The 18,762-nt window shown below is 69.7% G+C and carries 19 protein-coding genes and 1 pseudogene; 9 read left to right on the forward strand and 11 right to left on the reverse strand.

Annotated elements, in window-relative coordinates; genetic code table 11:
- Positions 1-159 precede the first annotated feature (159 nt).
- A complete protein-coding gene (locus Pflav_RS47225; RefSeq protein ID WP_269474469.1) occupies positions 160-294 on the reverse strand; it encodes a hypothetical protein in 135 nt (44 codons plus the stop codon).
- A gap of 76 nt (positions 295-370) precedes the next feature.
- Here Pflav_RS47225 and Pflav_RS07620 point away from each other — a divergent pair, with 76 nt between their 5' ends.
- A complete protein-coding gene (locus Pflav_RS07620) occupies positions 371-865 on the forward strand; it encodes an AAA family ATPase (RefSeq protein WP_232071051.1) in 495 nt (164 codons plus the stop codon).
- Positions 866-891: 26 nt separating this feature from the next.
- On the opposite strand, the gene Pflav_RS07625 is transcribed toward Pflav_RS07620, so the two are convergent.
- Together Pflav_RS07625 and Pflav_RS07630 are read right to left on the reverse strand one after the other, a co-directional pair.
- Positions 892-2,733 carry a HAMP domain-containing sensor histidine kinase gene (locus Pflav_RS07625; RefSeq protein ID WP_173034840.1) on the reverse strand — a complete coding sequence of 614 codons (1,842 nt, stop codon included), beginning with the start codon at positions 2,731-2,733 and terminating at the stop codon, positions 892-894.
- Positions 2,723-3,421, reverse strand: a complete 699-nt coding sequence (locus Pflav_RS07630) for a response regulator transcription factor (protein WP_173034842.1) — start codon at positions 3,419-3,421, stop codon at positions 2,723-2,725. The genes Pflav_RS07625 and Pflav_RS07630 overlap by 11 nt, the downstream gene beginning before the upstream one ends.
- Positions 3,422-3,533: 112 nt before the next feature.
- Here Pflav_RS07630 and Pflav_RS07635 point away from each other — a divergent pair, with 112 nt between their 5' ends.
- From Pflav_RS07635 to Pflav_RS07655, 5 genes are all read left to right on the forward strand, one after another.
- Complete coding sequence (locus Pflav_RS07635) at positions 3,534-4,139, forward strand: hypothetical protein (RefSeq protein WP_173034844.1); 606 nt, start codon at positions 3,534-3,536, stop codon at positions 4,137-4,139.
- On the forward strand, positions 4,126-5,229 hold the full coding sequence (locus Pflav_RS07640) for an efflux RND transporter periplasmic adaptor subunit (protein ID WP_197938179.1): 1,104 nt from the start codon (positions 4,126-4,128) through the stop codon (positions 5,227-5,229). The genes Pflav_RS07635 and Pflav_RS07640 overlap by 14 nt, the downstream gene beginning before the upstream one ends.
- Complete coding sequence (locus Pflav_RS07645; RefSeq protein ID WP_173034846.1) at positions 5,226-5,915, forward strand: ABC transporter ATP-binding protein; 690 nt, start codon at positions 5,226-5,228, stop codon at positions 5,913-5,915. The genes Pflav_RS07640 and Pflav_RS07645 overlap by 4 nt, the downstream gene beginning before the upstream one ends.
- A complete protein-coding gene (locus Pflav_RS07650; protein WP_173034848.1) occupies positions 5,912-7,117 on the forward strand; it encodes an ABC transporter permease in 1,206 nt (401 codons plus the stop codon). The genes Pflav_RS07645 and Pflav_RS07650 overlap by 4 nt, the downstream gene beginning before the upstream one ends.
- A 248-nt stretch (positions 7,118-7,365) precedes the next feature.
- Entirely contained in the window at positions 7,366-7,950 is a 585-nt protein-coding gene (locus Pflav_RS07655) for a dihydrofolate reductase family protein (protein ID WP_173034850.1), read from the forward strand.
- A gap of 243 nt (positions 7,951-8,193) precedes the next feature.
- Here the strand turns inward: Pflav_RS07655 and Pflav_RS07660 are convergent, their stop codons facing one another.
- The 4 genes from Pflav_RS07660 to Pflav_RS07675 form a co-directional block, all read right to left on the reverse strand.
- A complete protein-coding gene (locus tag Pflav_RS07660; protein ID WP_173034852.1) occupies positions 8,194-9,192 on the reverse strand; it encodes an RNA polymerase subunit sigma-70 in 999 nt (332 codons plus the stop codon).
- 122 nt (positions 9,193-9,314) lie between these two features.
- Positions 9,315-9,899, reverse strand: a complete 585-nt coding sequence (locus tag Pflav_RS07665; RefSeq protein WP_173034854.1) for a helix-turn-helix domain-containing protein — start codon at positions 9,897-9,899, stop codon at positions 9,315-9,317.
- 102 nt (positions 9,900-10,001) lie between these two features.
- Entirely contained in the window at positions 10,002-10,427 is a 426-nt protein-coding gene (locus tag Pflav_RS07670; RefSeq protein ID WP_173034856.1) for a DUF6069 family protein, read from the reverse strand.
- A 38-nt stretch (positions 10,428-10,465) separates the two neighbouring features.
- Positions 10,466-11,818, reverse strand: a complete 1,353-nt coding sequence (locus Pflav_RS07675; protein WP_173034858.1) for an FAD-binding oxidoreductase — start codon at positions 11,816-11,818, stop codon at positions 10,466-10,468.
- 46 nt (positions 11,819-11,864) lie between these two features.
- On the opposite strand from Pflav_RS07675, the gene pdxR reads away from it, so the two are divergent.
- A complete protein-coding gene (gene pdxR / locus Pflav_RS07680; RefSeq protein WP_173034860.1) occupies positions 11,865-13,328 on the forward strand; it encodes a MocR-like pyridoxine biosynthesis transcription factor PdxR in 1,464 nt (487 codons plus the stop codon).
- A 122-nt stretch (positions 13,329-13,450) separates the two neighbouring features.
- On the opposite strand, the gene Pflav_RS47230 is transcribed toward pdxR, so the two are convergent.
- Together Pflav_RS47230 and Pflav_RS07685 are read right to left on the reverse strand one after the other, a co-directional pair.
- The gene (locus tag Pflav_RS47230) at positions 13,451-13,576 is read right to left on the reverse strand and encodes a hypothetical protein (RefSeq protein ID WP_269474470.1); all 126 of its coding nucleotides are present in this window, start codon (positions 13,574-13,576) and stop codon (positions 13,451-13,453) included.
- Positions 13,552-14,580 carry a serine hydrolase domain-containing protein gene (locus Pflav_RS07685; protein WP_173034862.1) on the reverse strand — a complete coding sequence of 343 codons (1,029 nt, stop codon included), beginning with the start codon at positions 14,578-14,580 and terminating at the stop codon, positions 13,552-13,554. Before Pflav_RS07685 ends, Pflav_RS47230 begins: the two co-directional genes overlap by 25 nt.
- Before the next feature lie 176 nt (positions 14,581-14,756).
- On the opposite strand from Pflav_RS07685, the gene Pflav_RS43415 reads away from it, so the two are divergent.
- Positions 14,757-15,368 carry a TetR/AcrR family transcriptional regulator gene (locus Pflav_RS43415; RefSeq protein WP_197938181.1) on the forward strand — a complete coding sequence of 204 codons (612 nt, stop codon included), beginning with the start codon at positions 14,757-14,759 and terminating at the stop codon, positions 15,366-15,368.
- A gap of 576 nt (positions 15,369-15,944) precedes the next feature.
- On the opposite strand, the pseudogene Pflav_RS47235 reads toward Pflav_RS43415, so the two are convergent.
- Positions 15,945-16,157 (reverse strand): annotated as a pseudogene (locus Pflav_RS47235) (MerR family transcriptional regulator); the annotation flags it as partial.
- Positions 16,158-16,407: 250 nt separating this feature from the next.
- Here Pflav_RS47235 and Pflav_RS07695 point away from each other — a divergent pair.
- Positions 16,408-17,919, forward strand: coding sequence for an alpha/beta hydrolase (locus tag Pflav_RS07695; protein WP_173034864.1), 1,512 nt, complete (start codon positions 16,408-16,410; stop codon positions 17,917-17,919).
- A gap of 63 nt (positions 17,920-17,982) precedes the next feature.
- Here Pflav_RS07695 and Pflav_RS07700 read toward each other — a convergent pair whose 3' ends face one another.
- On the reverse strand, positions 17,983-18,678 hold the full coding sequence (locus Pflav_RS07700) for a GOLPH3/VPS74 family protein (protein ID WP_173034866.1): 696 nt from the start codon (positions 18,676-18,678) through the stop codon (positions 17,983-17,985).
- Positions 18,679-18,762 lie beyond the last annotated feature (84 nt).

The raw sequence follows: 18,762 nt of genomic DNA on the forward strand, positions 1-18,762 counted from the left end.
TTCTGCTGCGTCCGGCCCACCCAACTTGACACCGTGAGGAACCTCCTGGTGAGAGCCCATGATCAGCCGACTATGCGCTCGGCGAGGCTCACGCGCCTTCGGACTTGCGTGCCAGATCTGTGCCGGATGCACTGTCGATCTTCCGCCGGGACTCCTCGATCAGGGCGTCCAGCGCTGTCGCGATCGCCCGGTCACGGTCCGGGTGGCGTGCTGGTAGATCACGGCCGCTCGCGTGCTGGAGTGCCCGATCCGGGCCATCAGTTCCTTGAGCGTCGCCCACTCTGCGCCGCCCACGCGTCGCGCGCCCTGCGGACGACCTCGTCCATCGCCGTTGCAGTCTTCCAAACCACGGGCCGGTAGCGTTGTCGCGATGTCGAAGATCTTGGTAACCGGCATGTCGGGGACGGGCAAGTCGTCGGCGCTCTTCGAGCTCGGCCGGCGTGGTTATCGCGTGGTGGACACCGATGATCCGGGCTGGCGCGAGTATCGCGAGCATGCTGAGCCCATCGACGAGGTGCACCGCGGCGAGTGGCTCTGGGTCGAGGAGAGGATCGCCGGGCTGCTGGACTCCGATGATTGTCGCTCACTGTTCGTTCAGGGGTGCGTGCGAAACCAGTCGAGGTTCTACGGCCGTTTCGACGCGGTCGTCCTGCTCAGCGCCCCCGCTGACGTGATCCTCGATCGGGTCGCGCGCAGAACGACGAACGACTACGGGAAGAGCTCGCTGGAACGGGCCATGATCCTAGACGATCTCGCCAACGTCGAGCCGCTGCTCAGAGCTGGCTGCACGCATGAGCTGGATGCCAGCCGACCGCTCGATGAGGTCGTCGCCGACCTGGTCGCGATCGCATCGCACCCGACCTAGGGTGACGTGCTGATCGGGCGGAGCTATCAGGTGGGCGGCGGTGTACCGGGCAGGTGGAGGGTGAAGGTCGAGCCCTTCCCCAGGGTGCTGGTCGCGGTGATCGTGCCGCCGTGCGCTTCGACTAGCTTGCGCACAATGGACAGTCCGAGGCCGCTGCCGCCGGTTTGCCGGCTGCGTGACTTCTCCGCCCGCCAGAACCGTTCGAAGACGTGGGGCAGGTCTTCGGCGCTGATTCCGCTGCCGGTGTCGGTGACGGCGATTGTCGCCCCGGCGCCGTCTGGGTGGGCGGCGATCGTCACGGCTCCGCCGGCCGGGGTGTGGCGGATCGCGTTCGTGACAAGGTTGCCGACGGCTTGGCGCAGCCGGACCGGGTCGGCGTACAGCTCCTGGTCGCGGTCGGTCCGCGGGGTGAGGGTGACGCCGACCTGGTCGGCCTGGGCCCGGTGCGCGTCCACGACCTGGTCGACGAGGTCGGCGAGGTAGACCTGCTGCGGGTGCAGCCACAGCTCGCCGGCGTCGGCGGCGGCCAGGTCGCGCAGGTCGTCGATGACGTGCTGGAGCAGCAGCGCCTCTTCCAGCAGCGACGAGATGAGCCGCTGGTCGGCGGTGGCGACGCCGTCCTGGGCGGCCTCCAGCCAGCCGCGGATGTTGCTCACCGGTGTCCGCATCTCGTGCGCGACGTCGTTGACCATTGCCCGGCGGAGTTGTTCGAGCCGTTCCCGCCGTTCCGACATGTCGTTGAAGACCGTCGCGAGGCGGGCGATCTCGTCGCGGCCGGTGACCCGTACCCGGGCGGTGATGTCGCCGTCGCGCATGCGCTGGGCGGCGCCGATCAGCGCGTGCAGCGGGCGGACCAGCCGGACGCCGGCCAGCACGGTGATGCCGACCGTCACCAGCAGGACCAGGCTGGTGACGCCGGCGATCCGGGCCTGGTTGGCGCGGGAAATGGTGAAGCCGGTCGGGGTGTTGCCGGTGGGGGAGGAGACGAAGAGGGTCACGGGCGGGGCGACGTACGGGGCCAGCTGCTCCCGCTGGCTGCTGCCGACGCAGGTGTTGGCCGCCCGGTTGGCGTCCGGGTCGGGTGCCGGCGGGATCCGCGTCTCCTGGTCGACCGGTGACGGGGCCAACTGCTGCCAGGTCCAGGTGGGGCCGAGACCGAGCCGTACCGGTGGCAGCTGGCGGCGGGCCAGGCACGTGTTGACCTGGCCGTTGAGCTGTGCAAGGGCCTTGTTCTCGGTGGCTGTCGCGGTCGCGAGGGTGGCCCGCAGGGACAGGCAGCCTTCGTTGCTGGCGAGGTCGGTGCCAGGGGTGTCGACGCGGGGGCGGCCGGTCGGCCCATCGACGACGACGGCGTCGATGCCCACCCTGACGCGCAGGCAGTGGACGGCCTGGTCGGCGGCGTCGCGCAGGGTGGCCCGCTCGCCGGGCGGCAGCAGGTACGGACCGGTGACGCGCGGGTCGATCCGGTCGCCGCTCCCGTCGGCGCGCGGCGCGAGGGCGGTGTCGACCGACAGCGCGTCGATGGTGGCGGACGGTTTCGTCGGGAGCGGGCCGGCCTCGGGCATCGAGTCGGCGATCGCCGCCCCGGAGCCGTCGGTCAGGGCGATCCGCCGCCCGACCTGCGCGCCGAGCTGCCGTACGGTGGCGTCGACGCCTTTCCAGTCCGGGTGGGTCGCCGCGTACCCGAGGAGGGTGTCGTAGATCCGGGCGTCGTCGGCGATCGCCTGGCCCTGTTCCTGCCGGATCGCTCCGGTGGTGGTCCGCGCGGCGAGCCAGGCGGTTGCCGCGATCGAGCCGACGGCGACGAGCACGGCGAGCGCCAGCAGCCGCACGAGCAGGCTGCTCCGCAGCGGGAGGTCACGGGACACGGTATGGCTCGTCGATGAGCTTGTAGCCGACGCCGTACACGGTCAGCAGCCGTACCGGCTTGCGCGGGTTCGGCTCGATCTTCCGGCGCAGGTTCATCATGTGTACGTCGACCGTGCGGCTGGTGATGTACCGGTCGATGCCGTGCAGGTACACCAGGAGTTGGTCGCGGGTGAAGGCCCGGCCCGGCTGGGCCGCCATCGCCGCGAGGAGCTGGAACTCGCCGGGTGTGCACTCGACCGGCTGTCCGTCGCTGCTGACCTCGTGCCGCAGCGGGTCGACGGTCAGCCCGCCGACCCGCAGCACCTGGTCGGCGCTGGCTGACCGCTGGCCGCGCCGCAGCAGTGTTCGGACCCGGGCGACCAGTTCCCGGGGGCTGTACGGCTTGGTCATGTAGTCGTCGGCGCCCAGGTCGAGCCCGAGCAGGAGGTCGTCCTCGCTGGATCGGGCGGTCAGCATCAGCACCGGCAGGTCGGACTCCCGGCGCAGGATGCGGCAGACGTCCAGACCGTCGACCTTCGGCATCATGACGTCGAGGACGAGCAGTTCGACCGGCTGCTGGCGGACCAGGTCGAGCGCCGCGCGCCCGTCGGCCGCCATGACCACGCTGTGGCCCTCGCGCTCCAGGTAGCGGCGGGCCAGCTCAGCCTGTTTCTCGTCGTCCTCGGCGACCACCACGTATGCGCACACAGCGGCGAGTCTAGGCTGCGCCCAGGGCCGCGAATGTGCCGTTGAGCTGGGACCACGGGACCACTACGGGTTTCTTACAGGTTCAAAACATGTCCCCGGGACGCTCGTCGGCATGACGATCTCCATCTATCGGAGCCGTACCGCTGCGTTCTGCGCCGCCGCCCTGCTGGCCGCCGCTCTCACCGGCTGCGGCGGCCCGAAAAGCGGTCGGGAAAGCGGCCGGGACGGCGGCGCGGACGAGGTGGCCTCCCTCGCCACCCTCGCGCCGTCCGCTCCGGCGACCGGTGCCGCGGCCGACACCGGCCGTCCCCAGTTGCGGCTCGACTCCACGGACGAGGAGGAGAACGCGATGTGGGAGGCGTACCGGATATGCCTGCACGACCACGGCGTGAAGGAGAACAAGGACCGGGCCGCGGCGGTCGGCCCGGGCCACGGGCTCATCCTCGACCAGAGCGGCGAGCCGAAGGAGGCGTACGTCGCCTGCGCGAACAAGCTGCCGCTCCAGCCGCCGGAGCTGGACCCCGACAAGAACCCGAACTATGTCAGCCAGTGGAACGACTACGTGCAGTGCCTGCGCGGCCGCGGCATGAAGGTACACGCGCTGCCGGACGGCTCCGGCTGGACCTGGGACGACGGGGTGACCAGCAGCCCGCCGCAGGACGTCCAGATCAAGGCGGAGAAGGAATGCACGATGGAGATCTTCGGTGCCAAGAAGTAACCGCCGCGTCCTGCTCGGCACGGTACTGCTGGCCCTGGTGGCCGCCGCCGGAGCCGGCGCGGTCGTCGCGGCCAACCACGGCGGCGCCACCGGTGCCTCGGCCGGCACCCCGCCACCGGCCACCACGACGAAGGTGACCAGGACGGACCTGTCGGACAGTCAGGTGTTGGCCGGGACGCTCGGCTTCGGCCCCGAGCGGGCGGTGAAGGGCGCCGGCACCGGCACCGTCACCCGGCTGCCTCGCGTCGGCGACACCGTGGCGCGGGGCAAGCCGCTCTACTGGGTCGACGACCGCCCGGTGCCGGTCCTATTCGGCGACACCCCGATGTTCCGCCCGCTCGACAAGGTGGGAGCGGTCGGCAGTGACGTCCGGATCCTGCTGGAAAACCTCAAGGCCCTCGGATATCCCACCGGCACCCAGCCCGAGTACGACCCGACCGGTGCCAAGGTCGGCAAAGGGCAGGCCGTCCTCACCAAGAGCCTGCTCACCGCGCTCAAGAAGTGGCAGAAGGACGCCGGGCTGGCACCGACCGGCACGTTCGCCTTCGGTCAGGTCGCGGTCCTGCCCGGCCCGGTGCGGGTCAGCGCGGTCAAGGCCCTGCCGGGCGACCCGGTCGGCGGAGAGCTGCTCGCCGTCACCGAACAGGCGAAGCTCGTGACCGTACGGGTCGACGCCACCGAGGTCGGCACCATCAAGGTCGGCGCCGCCGTCACCGTCACACTGCCCGACACCACCGAGATCCCGGCCCGGGTCGCGTCGATCAGCCACACCGTCCAAAGTGGAGGAGGCGACGGCGGGCTCGGCCAGAGCGGCCCACCGAAGGTGGACGTGATCGTCACGCCGGCCAAGGCCGCCGATGTGGCGGCGCTCGACGCGGCGTCGGTCCAGGTCCGCTTCACCACCACCACCCACAAAGGCGTTCTCGCGGTACCGGTCGGCGCGCTCGTCGCGCTCCGCGAAGGCGGCTACGCCCTCCAGCTTCCCGGCGGCGGCCTGGTCGCGGTCACCACCGGCATGTTCGCCAAAGGGCTGGTGGAGATCAGCGGCGCCGGCGTCACCGAAGGCCTCGACGTGGTGACGGCCGCGTGAACCCGCCGGTGCTCAGCGCGGAGCGGGTCGGCAAGGCCTACCCCGGCGGGGTCGTCGCGCTGGACGAGGTCTCCCTGACGGTCCACGCCGGTGAGCTGCTCGCCATCGTCGGCCCGAGCGGATCCGGCAAGTCGACACTCCTGAACATCATGGGCACGCTCGACCTGCCGACCAGCGGACGGGTACGCATCGACGGGCAGGACATCGCCGCCCTGACCGACCGGCGGCTATCCGCCCTGCGTGGCAGGCGGATCGGCTTCGTATTCCAGCAGTTCCACCTCACCGACGGTCTCGACGCCACCGAGAACGTCGCCACCGCGCTGCTCTACGCCAACGTGCCCCGACGCCGGCGGCGACCGCTGGCGAACGAGGCGCTGGACCGGGTCGGGCTGGCACACCGGGTGGGCCACCAGCCGTACCAGCTCTCCGGCGGCGAACGGCAGCGGGTGGCGATCGCACGGGCGCTGGTCAACGATCCGGCCCTGGTTTTGGCGGACGAGCCGACCGGCGCGCTCGACACCGCGAACGGGGAGGCCGTCCTGGCGCTGCTGACCAGGCTCAACGAGGAGGGGACCACGATCGCCGTGATCACGCACGACCGGGAGATCGCCGCCAGGATGCCCCGGCGGGTGGAACTGCGCGACGGCCGGGTCGTCGCCGACACCGCCACCGGTGGTCGCGGATGAGCGCGATCCCCAGCCGTCCCGTGCGCCTGGCCCCGGCCGACGTACTCCGGCTCGGCCTGCTCGGCCTCACCAGCCGCCGGATGCGGGCCGCCCTCTCCGCGCTCGGCATCGCGATCGGGATCGCCACGATGATCATCGTGACCGGCATCCCGGCCTCGAGCCAGCGGGCCCTGATCGACCAGCTCTCCGCGCTCGGCACCAACCTGCTGCGCGCCCAGCCCGTACCGGACCAGGACCCGCCCGTGCTGCTGCCGGCGGAGTCGGTCGCCATGGCGGGCCGGATCGGGCCGGTCACGAACGCCAGCGCCGTCGCCAACACACACGCGGTCGTACGGCGCAGCGACCTGGTCGACCGGCACGACAGTTCCGGACTCAGCGTCCTGGCCACCCGCGGTGATCTGCTCGACGCGGTCAATGGCCACATCGGCGCCGGCCGGTTCCTCGGTCCGGGCACCGAGGAGTTCCCGACCGTGGTGCTCGGGTACGTCGCCGCCAGCCGCCTCGGCGTGACCACGCTGCCACCGGGCCAGCCCGCCCCGCAGGTGATCATCGACGACCACTGGTTCACCGTGATCGGCATCCTCGACCCGATGCCGCTCGCGCCGGACCTCGAACGTTCGGTGCTGGTCGGCTGGGACGCCGCCCGTGGCGTACTCGGCTTCGACGGCCACCCCACGGTCATCTACGTGCGCGCCAACGAAGACGCGCTCGAGGACGTCCGCGCGGTGCTGCCAGCCACGCTCAACCCACAACTACCAGGATTGGTACAGGTCAGCCGCCCGTCCGACGCCCTCGCCGCGAAACGCGCCACCGAAGACACGTTCTCGGCACTCTTCCTCGGGCTCGCCGGGGTGGCCCTGCTCGTCGGCGGCATCGGCGTCGCCAACACCATGTTCATATCGGTACTGGAACGGCGAAAGGAGATCGGGCTGCGACGCGCGCTCGGCGCCAACCGCGGCCAGATCCGCGCGCAGTTCCTCACCGAGTCGGTGCTGCTCTCCGCGCTCGGCGGCGCCGCCGGCACCGTCCTGGGCATGCTCGTGACCATCGGGTACGCGACCTACCAGCATTGGCCACCGGTCATCCCGACCACGTCGGTCGCCGGGGGAGTCGCCGGCGCGATACTGGTCGGCGCGGTCGCCGGCGTCTACCCGTCGGTGCGCGCGGCCCGGCTCACCCCGACCGAGGCGCTCGCCGCGTAGCGGTCATCAGGTGAATCGCCTGACCTCCACCGCCGACCTGCACGCCGCCGCTGATAGGCCCGCACCATCGCGTGTGCCCTGCGGGCTTGACCTTGACGCTGCGTCAACCCTCCATCGCGAGACCGCCCGACTAACACGTTCTCAGTCTGGAACGCGAGGACTACCTGCGGACGCAGATCGCGCACCGATTAGGTTTTCGCGCCGCGCCCGTCTGTACGTGTGAGATCGACTCACGGGAGGCTGACGCCATGCGAAAACTGGCATTTGCTATGAATGTGACCCTGGACGGCTACATCGCCGCGCCCGGCGATGACCTCGGCTGGAGTGGGGGTGATGGACCGGACTCGTCGCCGAGCGACGAGCTGTTCCAGTGGTGGTCCGACCGGGTGGCGGCGACGGGCCTGGCGCTGTACGGGCGCAAGCTGTGGGAGACGATGAGTGCCGACTGGCCGACCGCCGACCAGCAGCCCGGCGCCACACCGGCGGCGATCGAGTTCGCCCGCCGCTGGCGGGACATGCCGAAGGTGGTGTTCTCCTCGACGACCAGCACGGTCGACTGGAACACCCGCCTGGTCACCGGCGACGCGGTCACCGAGATTACCCGGCTCAAGGCCGAGGACGCCGGCCCGATGGACATCGTCGGCGCGACGCTCGCCGGGGCGGCCATGCGGGCCGGGCTGATCGACGAGTACGTGCTGGTCACCGCGCCGGTCTTGGTGGGCGGCGGCACGCCGTTCTTCGCCGCGCTGGACAGCTGGGTGAACCTGACCCTGGTGGAGACCCGGACGTTTCCCGGCGGCGTGCTGCTGACCCGATACGAGACGAGGCGATGAGCACGGGCCAGACGATCGGTTCGTGAGGCCAGGTCGAAGTCATTCCTGGCGTGCTCACCGTGACGACGACGGCCTCGTTGATCGTGACGAATTCTTCGGGGCATGAAGACGCCCCGTCGGCAACGCCGGCGGGGCGACGGTGTTCTCGTTGTCGCGTTGGATTTTGCTGGTCGGGTCATTCCGCGGTGATTTCGGTGACGCCCGCCCGTGCGCTGGACTCGTCGACGATGGCGAGATGTGTGATCACAGTGTCGCGGGCAGGTCCAGCCATGGTTTGTCGGTGGCGTCGAATCCGGTGAGCTCGGCGATCTTCCCGTCGGCGATGTGCAGGACCGCGATGGCAAATAGCCGGTACTCCGGGTCGTCGGGGGTGCGGAGGTACAGCACCGCGGCAGGCATGCGGTTGACTGTCGTGGTGATACCGCGCCAGTCGTCGGAGCCTCGCTGGAAGAGCCCACCGGAGACCCAGCCGTCCACCGCGTCCTTGGCCGTCGTGGTCAAGGTGCCCGCATTAGGCAGCATCGCGAAGCGCAGGTCGTCGCGCAGCAGGGACATCAGCCCGTCGAGGTCGTTGCGCTCATGGGCGTCGATATACGACTTCACCACGCCGCGCTCGTCATTCGACAGCTCGGGGCTCCGCCAGTCGAGGCGGCGGTCGGGCAGCTGCTCGCGCATCGTCACGCGCGCCCGCTGCAGTGCGCTGGTCACCGACGCGACGGTCAGCTCGAGGGCGTCGGCCGCCTTCGACGCCGGCCAGCCGAGGACGTCGCGCAGGATGAACACCGCCCGCTGCCGCGGCGGCAGGTGCTGGACGGCGACGATGAACGCCAGCTCGATCGTCTCCCGCGTTACCACCGATTCCTGCGGGTCCTCGGGGAGCATCCGGTCGGGGTACGGCTGCAGGTACAGCACCTCGGAGTCGGAGTCCGAAAGCCCGGACAGTACCGGCGTACGGTCATTGCGCTTCTCCAGGAAGTCAAGGCAGACGTTCGTCGCGATCCGGTACAGCCAGGTCCGCAGCGCAGCGTGGCCCTTGAACGACTCCCGCTTGTTCCACGCTCGCAGGAACGTCTCCTGCGTCATGTCCTGGGCGTCCTCGTAGTTCGCGAGCATCCGGTAGCAGTGCACCTGCAACTCACGCCGGTGGCGCTCTGTGATGAGCGCGAACCGCGCCGTATCGCCTGAGCGAACCACCGCGATGAACGTGGCCTCGTCAGCGCCCAGCGGTCTAGCGTCGGTCATGGTCATTAATCCTTCCACCGGTGCGAGGGGGGCTACCAGAAACTGACGACGTGGCGGAGGATTTCTGATCGGTGAAGCCGCTGACAACGGGCCGTTCGTCAGGGCGGATGGGCCGGGTCGGTTCAGGTGGGCTGGTAGCGGGCCCTGATGTGGAAGCGTTCGCCCTGCGGGCCGACGATGCTCAGGAACTCCACCGGTCGGGCGTCGGCATTGCCGAACCAGTGCGGAAGGTGGGTGTCGAACTCGGCGACCTCGCCGCTGGCCAGGACGACGTCCTGGTCGCCGAGGACAAGGCGGAGCCGCCCGTTGAGGACGTACAGCCAGTGATAGCCCTCGTGTGAACGCGAGTCGGAAGGCAGGCCGGTCGGGCCGGCCGGGAGGATCTGCTTGAATGCCTGCAGCCCGCCGGGTTTGCGGGTCAGCGGGATGACCGTCATACCGTTGTGGGTGAACGGCCGCGGATAGACCCGGGGATCGGCTGTGGCGGGGGCGCCGACAAGCTCGTCGAGTGGCACGCGGAAAGCCTTGGCGAGCGGCAGCAGCAGTTCCAGGCCCGGCCTTCGCTGACCGGACTCGAGCCGGGACAGGGTGCTGATCGGGATGCCGGTGGTCTGCGACAGCGCGGTCAGGGTGACGCCGCAGCGGCGGCGCAACTCGCGCAGCCGTGGGCCGACCGCGGCCAGCACCTCATCGAACTCATCGCTCATACGGACCATCTTGCAGTTTCCGCAAACCTCATTGTCGGCTTGCCGCGAGTGGGCGCAGATTGGTGGACGACCACTACCGAGCGGTGCCGTGGCGAGCGATCGTCAGATAGCCAGCCGACGGGCGATGACGGGGATCACGACTGCGGCGGCGGTCAGGTGTGCGAGCACGAGCGTGCACTCGGTGGCCAGGTTGGCGTCGACTAGGAACGGTGGTACGAGCGACAGCGCGGTGAGTGCCACAGCGGTGCGGACCCACGTGCGTGCCGGCCGGGACGCCCAACGGCGGATCGCCAGGGCGATAAGGATGCCCACGACGCTGAAGGTGAACGTGAGCTGTGTGAAGCCGACCAGCGGAATCGATTTGCCGCCGTCGGGGAGCTCGAGATCGACACCGGCGGCCATGGCGAGGGCCGCGACGGCCGTCGCGGTGACGGCGGCGGCAGCCGCTGCGGCCAGACCGGGCAGGAAAAGCCGGCGGCGCTGCTGGCCGTGGGTGCTGAGCCGGTCGGTGGGGGTGGTGGAGGTCATGGGCATCCTTTCGATCTGTCGGCATTCTCGATGTCGGCTCAGGCGTGGCTGGGCGGGATGTTGTGGTTGAGGTGGAAGACGTTCTGCGGGTCCCAGATGGTCTTGAGGGCGGTGAGCCTGGCGAGTTTGGCGGCCGGGTATGCGCGGCGTACCCCGCGTTGCCCCTCGTCGGCGGCGAGTGAGTTGACATAGACGCCGTTGGCGTACGGGGCGAGCTCGGCTCCGGCGGTGCGAGCCGCTGCCATCCGGTTGTCGTCTTCGATTGGGTCGGTCCAGCGGGAGCCGGCGCCGAACTCGAACATGGTGCCGCGGTGGCTGAACGCGGCGTCGGCGTCGGCTACGTCGGCGATGGCGCCGCCGTGCGCCTGCAGGCCGACGCCGGGCAGTTGGGTGCCGGCGCATAGGTCTGTCGCGCCGCGTAGAAGGAACGCCTCGATCGCGGCGGTGGGGAAATGGCGCAGGTAGTGCGCGCTGGAGTATCGGCGGTAGGCGTGCCCGCCCGTGGTGTCGTCGCGTTGCTGGAGTTCGAGGTATGACGGTGTGGTGACCCGCTCGGCGACGGGGCGCCCGAGTGCGCGCATCGCCGGCAGCAACCGGTGACCCTGTGCAGGGTCACCGACCCATACGAAGCCGACGGTGGCGATAGGGCCGCTGGCCGTGCTGTGGACATCGGCGGTGAAGGTCGCCTGCCGCGGCGCCACGGCGTTGAGGTCCCGCCAGCCTTCGAGCACCGGCACGGCGTCCTCGGCGCGGAAGTCGAACTCGGCGACCAGGGTCAGCGTTCCGGTGTGGTGCAGCTGGAACTCGAAGTCTGTGACGATGCCGAAGTTGCCGCCACCGCCACGCAGGCCCCAGAACAGGTCGGGGTTGTCGGTCCGGCTCGCGGTCACGACGTCCCCATCGGCGGTGACCATCGTGTAGGAGACGACGTTGTCGCAGGCCAGCCCGTGCCGGCGGGCGAGCCAGCCCATGCCGCCGCCGAGGGTCAGGCCGCCGACCCCGGTGTGCGAGACGTTACCCGCGGTTGTGGCGAGGCCGTACGGCTGCGACGCCCGGTCGAGTGCGCCGAGCAGCGCGCCGCCCTGGACCCGGGCGCGCCGCCGGATCGGGTCGACCCGGACGCCGTTCAACGGGGTCAGGTCGATCATTAGGCCGTTCGCGGGGACAGCGAGGCCGGCCACGTTGTGCCCGCCGCAACGCACCCCGATCTCCAGGTCGAGTTCACGGGCCAGGCGCACCGCGGTCACCACGTCGGTGACGCTCGCGGCACGAACGATCATCCGCGGCCGGCGGTCGATCATGGCGTTCCAGACGGTGCGGGCCGCGTCGTAACCCGGGTCGCCCGGAGTGAGGAGGCGGCCGTCGAGGCGGGGGCTGGTCGCTGTCGTCATACTCCGAGCCTGACGGAAATCGGTACACCCGGTAAGGTCCGATTGCATGGGCCAAATCAGGACCAATTCGAGTACGGCGGAGGACCTGCTCATCGATGTGGACCGGTCGGCGGCCGAACCTCTGCACCGGCAGATCGCCGCCTCGATCCGGGGCAGCATCCGGGCCGGCCGGTTGCGTCTCGGGACGTCTCTGCCACCCACCCGCACGATCGCAGCCGATCTGGGTGTGTCGCGCGGCGTCGTGGTCGAGGCCTACCAGCAACTCGTCGCCGAGGGCTACCTCACCAGTCGGGCGGGCGGCTACACCCAGGTTGCGGTCGAGTCGGCTCCGGCGCCGCCGGGTCGCCGCGCCGGGGATCGGCCGCCGGTCCGGATCGACTTCGGGTACGGACGCACCGACGTGTCGTCATTCCCCCGGGCCGCCTGGCTGCGGTCGGTGCGCACGGTCCTCACCACCACACCGAACGAACGGTTCGCCTACCTCGACGGGCGTGGCGTGCCGGAACTGCACGAAGCCCTGACCGACTACCTCAACCGCGTCCGTGGCACGTCGGCCCGCCCGGAAAACGTCGTGATCTGCAGTGGCTACGGTCAGGGCGTCTCGCTGCTGGTCCAGGTGCTCGCGGCGCGCGGTGCCCGCCGGCTGGCCGTCGAGGACCCCTCCCCGGACGACGACGCCCGCCTCGTCGCGGCCGCCGCTGGCCTGGACGTGATCGGTGTCCCGGTCGGGCCGGACGGCATTCTCGTCGAGGAACTGGAACATACCGACGCCGACGCCGTCGTGCTGACGCCGTCGCACCAGTGGCCCACCGGCGGGGTCCTGTCGGCCACCGCGCGTTCCCGGGTGATCGGCTGGGCGCAGCGCCGCCGCGCCGTGGTGATCGAGGACGACTACGACGCGGAGTACCGCTACGATCGCTCGCCCGTCGGCGCCATGCAGGGGCTGGCCCCCGACACCGTCGTGTACTGCGGCACAGCGAGCAAGACCCTGGCGCCAGGGCTGCGACTCGGCTGGCTACTGGCACCGTCACACCTGGTCGACGAGATCACGGCGGCCAAGGTGCTGGCCGACCGCGGCTCTCCCGTCATCGATCAGCTGACCTTCGCCGACTTCCTCAACCGCGGCGAATTCGACCGGCACCTGCGGCGCATGCGCCCTGTCTACCGCCGCCGCCGCGACGCACTCCTGGCCGCACTGCGCACACGGCTGCCCGAACTGGAACCGGTCGGTGTCGCGGCGGGCCAACATGTCGTAACCTGGCTCCCGCGTGGCCTCGACGAGGCCGCAGTCGTGGCCGCCGCTGCACGGCACGGACTGGTCGTGCAAGGCGTCTCCCAGTATCGACTGAGCGCCGCCGGGCCCGGCGGGCTGATCTTCGGCTACGCCACACTCTCCGAACACGCCATCGCAGACGGAGTGGAAGCCCTTGCCGACGCGGTCGCAGAGGTCCGAAGCCCTCGGCGGTCCGCGCCATCGTCGCCAGAAACGCGTACCGGCAGCCGCGAATGAGAGCTACCCCGCCGATCACCTTGACCAAGCCTGGCCGGGCCGTGGACGCAGATTGGTGAGTCGCCTCTGGCTGGCTCGGGCCCGCGTTCCGTTGGCGGCGCCGCGTCCAACCTTCGGGTTCGTCAGTCGGCCGCCGGGAGTACGTCGTGTTCGATGATGGATAGGCCGTCGAACGAGTCCTGGGTGAAATCGTTGGTGTTTGTCGTCATCACGACGACGAGGTCTAGATCCTTGATGATGTAGACCATCTGACCGCCGGACCCCAGGCCATCGCGACGTGATGACCCGCGATGTCACGCAGCCAGAAATCGTAGCCGTAACTGTACGGGGCGCCCGCGTCCACCTGGTTCGTCATCGACGCCTGCACCCAGGCCGCCGGCACGATCTGCGTACCGTGCCAGCGGCCGTCCTGGAGATAAAGCAGCCCGAACTTCGCCAGTTCGCGCGGCGTCAGGTAGAAGTTGTAGCCGCCCGAGAAGTAGCCCTGCGGGTCGCGACCCCAGTGTTCGGCGACGATGCCCAGTGGCGCGAGCAGGTATTGGTGGGTGAACTGGCAGGCCGTTGTACCTGTGGCCGAGGTCAGCACGGCGGAGCTCAGGTGGGTGTCGCCGGTGCTGTAGTTGAACTGCGTGCCTGGCCGCGCGGCTCGGGGGAGCTTGAGGGTCGCCGTGATCCAATCAGGCGTGCGCTGGATCTGAGTCTCGGTCTCATCCTCGTCCCATCGGCTGCCCGAGGTCATCGTGAGCAGATCGCGAACCGTGATCGTCCTGGTCTGCGGGTTCATCACCGTGACATAGCGCGACGGGAGGATCGAGGCGATCGTCGTGTCGATGCCGGGGATCCGGCCCTGGTCGATCGCGATGCCGATCGCGGCTCCCCAGATGCTCTTGGACGCCGAATGAACGTTGTTGCTCTGGTTCTTCGCGCTGCCGTGGTAGTAGCGCTCGAACACGAGGGCGCCTCGGCGGATCACGAGGAAGCTCCGCGTGTACGGCAGGTCGGCCAGCGTGGTCGAGGCGCGCTCGAGCCGGCTTGAGTCCATGCCCTGTGCCGCTGGCGTCGAGATCGTCCAGGACGCACTGTCGTCGACCGGATCCGTATAGGTCGGGTTGTCCTCGTAGAACCTGTTCGTCGACAGAGGACCTTGGATCATGCCGCAGTCGAACGCGGCGATCGCCTTGTCGGATCCGTACCCACCGTCAGTTGTTGCGGGGGACGGCTTGGGCGAGGAACACGACGCGATCGCGCTCACCAACGCCAGCGCACCTATACCCAGGCGAGGAAGCACCACGCCACGCCACCTCCAGCGATCTTCGCGCCCTCAGCCGTGCATTCCATCCAGCGGATCCTATGCCCCGACCAGATCCCGCCCTTTCTCGGCCGTAACAGCACACGCAATAGTTCTGTACCGAGTGGTAGGATTGTGCCATGAGTGGTTCTCGCAGCTCAGTGATGGGCCGGCCCCGGGGTTTCGACATCGACGAGGCGCTGGAGCGCGCCATGCGGGTGTTCTGGGAGCAGGGGTATGAGGGTTCGAGCCTCGCTGATCTGACCGGCGCCATGGGGATCACCAAGACCAGCATGTACGCGGCCTTCGGCAACAAGGAACAATTGTTCCGCAAGGTTCTGCAGCGGTACGCGAATGGTCCGGCCGGTTACTTCGACGATGCCCTGGAGCAGCCGACCGCGCGGTCGGCGGTCGAGGCGCTGCTGCGTGGATCGGTCCGCACCTCGACCCTTCCCGTGGGATTCGCGGGATGCCTGACCATCCAGGGTGCGCTGCCGGCGTGTGACGAAAACCGTCCCGCCCATGACGCGCTCGTCCAGTTTCGCAACGAAGCCGTCGAGCGACTCGAGCTGCGGTTCGGCCGTGCCGTCGAGGAGGGGGACCTGCCGGGCGACGCGGACCCGAGACGGCTAGCCCGTTACGTCATGGCGCTGGCTTTCGGCATCCCCGTGCACGCTGCCAACGGTCTCGGTCGCGCCGAGCTCGACGAAATCGTCGACCAGGTGATGATGTCCTGGCCGGGAGTCTCCTGACCGGGCCGGGGCGTCGTCCTCTCCTGCCGCACGCACGACGCGCAGTTGCTGCTGGGCAAGGACGCTGGCCCGGCCGAGCACGTCGATCTGCGCGGTGTTGTAGAGCCCGACCACGGCGTCGACGAAGGTCTGCTGGGTGACGTGCTCGCTCTTGGACAGGTGCCCGGCCGGGTCGCTCAGCCACGGGTAGTCGATGAGGTGCTGCACGAGGATCGGCGCGAGCTTCTCGGCGAGGTTCTGCCGGGTCGCCTCGTCCGCGTCGGCCGGTAGGGCGTCCAGGTCCGCGTTGACGGGGTCGGTGTCGGCCTCGACCATGCGCTGTAGGTCCTTCAGCGCGTCGTCGTCGTACAGCTGGGTGAAGACATGGATGAGTGAGCTGTCGGATGCGGACAGGCGGCGCGCGACGGACTCGAAGCCCGCGGGCGCGTGGGCCGGGGCGCCGTCGCGCAGAATGACGGCGATGTCAGCGCGGGCCCTGCGCAGGCGCTCGACCTCTGCCGAGAGATCGGCGTCGACCTGGCGCAGTACCTCCGGAGGGATGTCCCCGTCCGACCCGACGGCGCCGATCTGGGACAGTGACACTCCGAGCTCCACGAGCCGCCGGATCCGCAGCAGGTAGACGAGGTGCCGGACGCCGTACTGCTTGTACCCGTTGGACCGGCGCTCCGGCTCCTCGAGCAGGCCGAGCCGGTGGTAGTGCCGGATGGTGTTCACCGTGGTGCCGGCGAGCTCGGCGACTTCCCGGGTGCTCCAGGCCACGTCCGCCCCTTCCTGGATCACGCCGCGCACGGTGGGCGCAAGTCAAAAACTTTTGTTCCGATCGGTCTTGTAGTGCACGGTAGCACATGAGATCTGATCGGTACGGAAGTCGCCCGGCGGCCGGGCGCCGCGACGACCGACTGCTCACTTCGGTGCGGCAGATTCCACGCGCGAGCGCCAACGTCGCGATTCGTTGCCCGGTTTGACTGTGTTGCCGGAACACAGTCTTCACTGATCCGCGCCGGGACAACAGCGTCAAGACCACACCCTGGGAGTGGACATGGAGCGAAGGCGTGGCGTGGGTCTGGGACTGGCCCTGACGGTGACGGTCGGCTGCGCCGTGGCGGCGGTGCCGATCGCGACCGCCGGTCAGAGCCGCGGCACGGGTGTGCCCGCCTGGGGCGCCTGCCCGTCGGAGGTCGCGGCGACATCTCCCGCTATCCAGTGCACGACCGTGCCGGTGCCGCTGGATTACCGGAACCCGGCCGGCACGACGATCGATCTGACGATCTCCCGGATCGCCAGCGTGAACCCGCAGAAGCGGCGCGGTGTGCTGCTGCTCAACCCCGGCGGCCCTGGCCTGGCCGGGCTGGACATGCCGGCCCAGCTGGTCAACCGCGGCATCCCGGCCAGCGTCCTGGACGCCTACGACCTGATCGGCATGGACACCCGCGGGATCGGCCACTCCGCGCCGGTGGACTGCAGGTTCACCGTCGAGCAGGGTTATCCCGGCAACGTTCCGCCATGGGCCAAGGACGCCGCCACGGTCGCCGCGGACGCCCAGGCCGCCAGGTCCGTCGCCGAGCAGTGCGCGGCCAACGACGCGGACGGCCGGATGGCGCACATCTCGACGGCCAACACGGCACGGGATCTGGACCGGATCCGGGCGGCGCTGGGCGAGGAGAAGGCGAGCTTTTTCGGGCTTTCGTATGGGTCGGCGCTGGGCGCCGCGTACGCCTCGATGTTTCCCGCGACGACCGACCGCGTCATCATCGACAGCAACCTCGGTGACACCGCGCTGACCCGTGCCGCCCTGCGCCGGTTCGGGCTGGGCGCGGAGCAGGCGTTCCCGGACTTCGCCAGGTGGGCGGCGGAGCGACACACCGCGTACGGGCTGGGGCGCACGCCGACGGAGGTGCGCAACACCTACTTCGCCATCGGCGAGCAGCTGGACCGGGAGCCGATCCCCGGTCTGGACGGGCGCGTCTTCCGCCAATACGTGTTCCTGGGCCTGTACAACGACACGACCTATCCCCTCCTGGCTCAGTTGTGGCAGTCGCTGAAGGCGTCCGACGAGGCGGCGGCCAAGCGGCTGATGACGACCCGTAGCGGCCTGCCGGCACCGAACGCCCAGCCCATCCCCAGTTCCAACGCCTTCTCGGCGTTCCTGGCCGTGACGTGCAACGACAGCGATTGGGCCGGCAGTGTCGAGGCGTACCAGCGCAGCGTTGTCGAGGACCGCGAGAGGTACCCGGTCTTCGGCGCGGCGTCGGGCAACATCAACGCCTGCGCCTTCTGGTCGCTCGGGCCGTCCGAGCCCCAGGTGAAGATCAACGACAGGGGACCGGCCAACATCCTCATCATGCAGAACCGGCGTGATGCCGCCACGCCGCTGCAAGGTGGACAGATCTACCGCAGGGAGTTCGCCAAGCGGTCCCGGCTGGTCACCGTCGATGACAACCGGCACGGCGTCTACGTCTACGGCGGCAACGCGTGCGCTCTCATCGTCGGCACGGCCTGGCTGGTTGACGGCAAGCTCCCGAGGGACACCGACTGTGCGGCGTCCAGGTGAGCGCACTGCGCACGCCTGCCGTGTGACCGGATCCGCTGGCCGGCTTCGGCCGTGACCGATCGTTCACTGCTGGGGGAGGACGGTGGTCGCGACGACGACGCTGTTGACGACGATCGCGGTGACGGTGCGCGTGACCGCTTCGGCGGCGGCCCCGGCTCCCCAGTTGCCCTGCTCGAGCTCCTTGGCGCGGGCGATCACCGGGGACGTCCAGGGAATCTCGGGATCGAACTGGGGCAGGGTCCCGCCTCCCGAGAGCAGCGCCGCAAGTGCGGCGACCCGGGGCTGTGGCTCCGCACCGTCGACGAGCACCGCGCGTACCTCGGCGAGCAGGCGAGCGCGGCGCCCGGTGTCACCCTCCCCGAGGGCTGTCGTGGTGAACAGGCCGAGCGTCTTACGGCTCGAGCGGCGGAGGTGGCCGCGCTCGACCAGCCGGTCCAGCAGCGGGCCGCGCAGGGGTGGCCCGACCGCCGCGAGCACTGTCTGCACGCCACGGGGTTTCGGTACGACGTAGTCCCACGCGGAGCGAAGGATGCTGTCCGACGGCGGCCGGCTCTCGATGGCCTTGACCAGCGTCGCCCCACCCCGGCCGCGTTCGGTTAGCACGTGATCGCCAAGCGCGAGATCCGCGAGCACCGCTCCAGCCAGCACGTAGAAGAGCGTGTTTTCGCCCGCGATGGTGCCGGTGCCCCGGCCGGGGTTCGGCTGGAACAGCAGGAGCAGGAGATCCTCGGCCAAGAGCTCGTCAGGTTGCTCAGCCATCGATTTCACCTTCCGATAATGGGCGCGCCGAAAGCGCCGACAGAAACACCATCCAAACCCGGCGGGGCGCGGAGGTCAGCTCCA

This window comes from Phytohabitans flavus (assembly GCF_011764545.1).
In the GTDB taxonomy this organism is placed as follows: domain Bacteria; phylum Actinomycetota; class Actinomycetes; order Mycobacteriales; family Micromonosporaceae; genus Phytohabitans; species Phytohabitans flavus.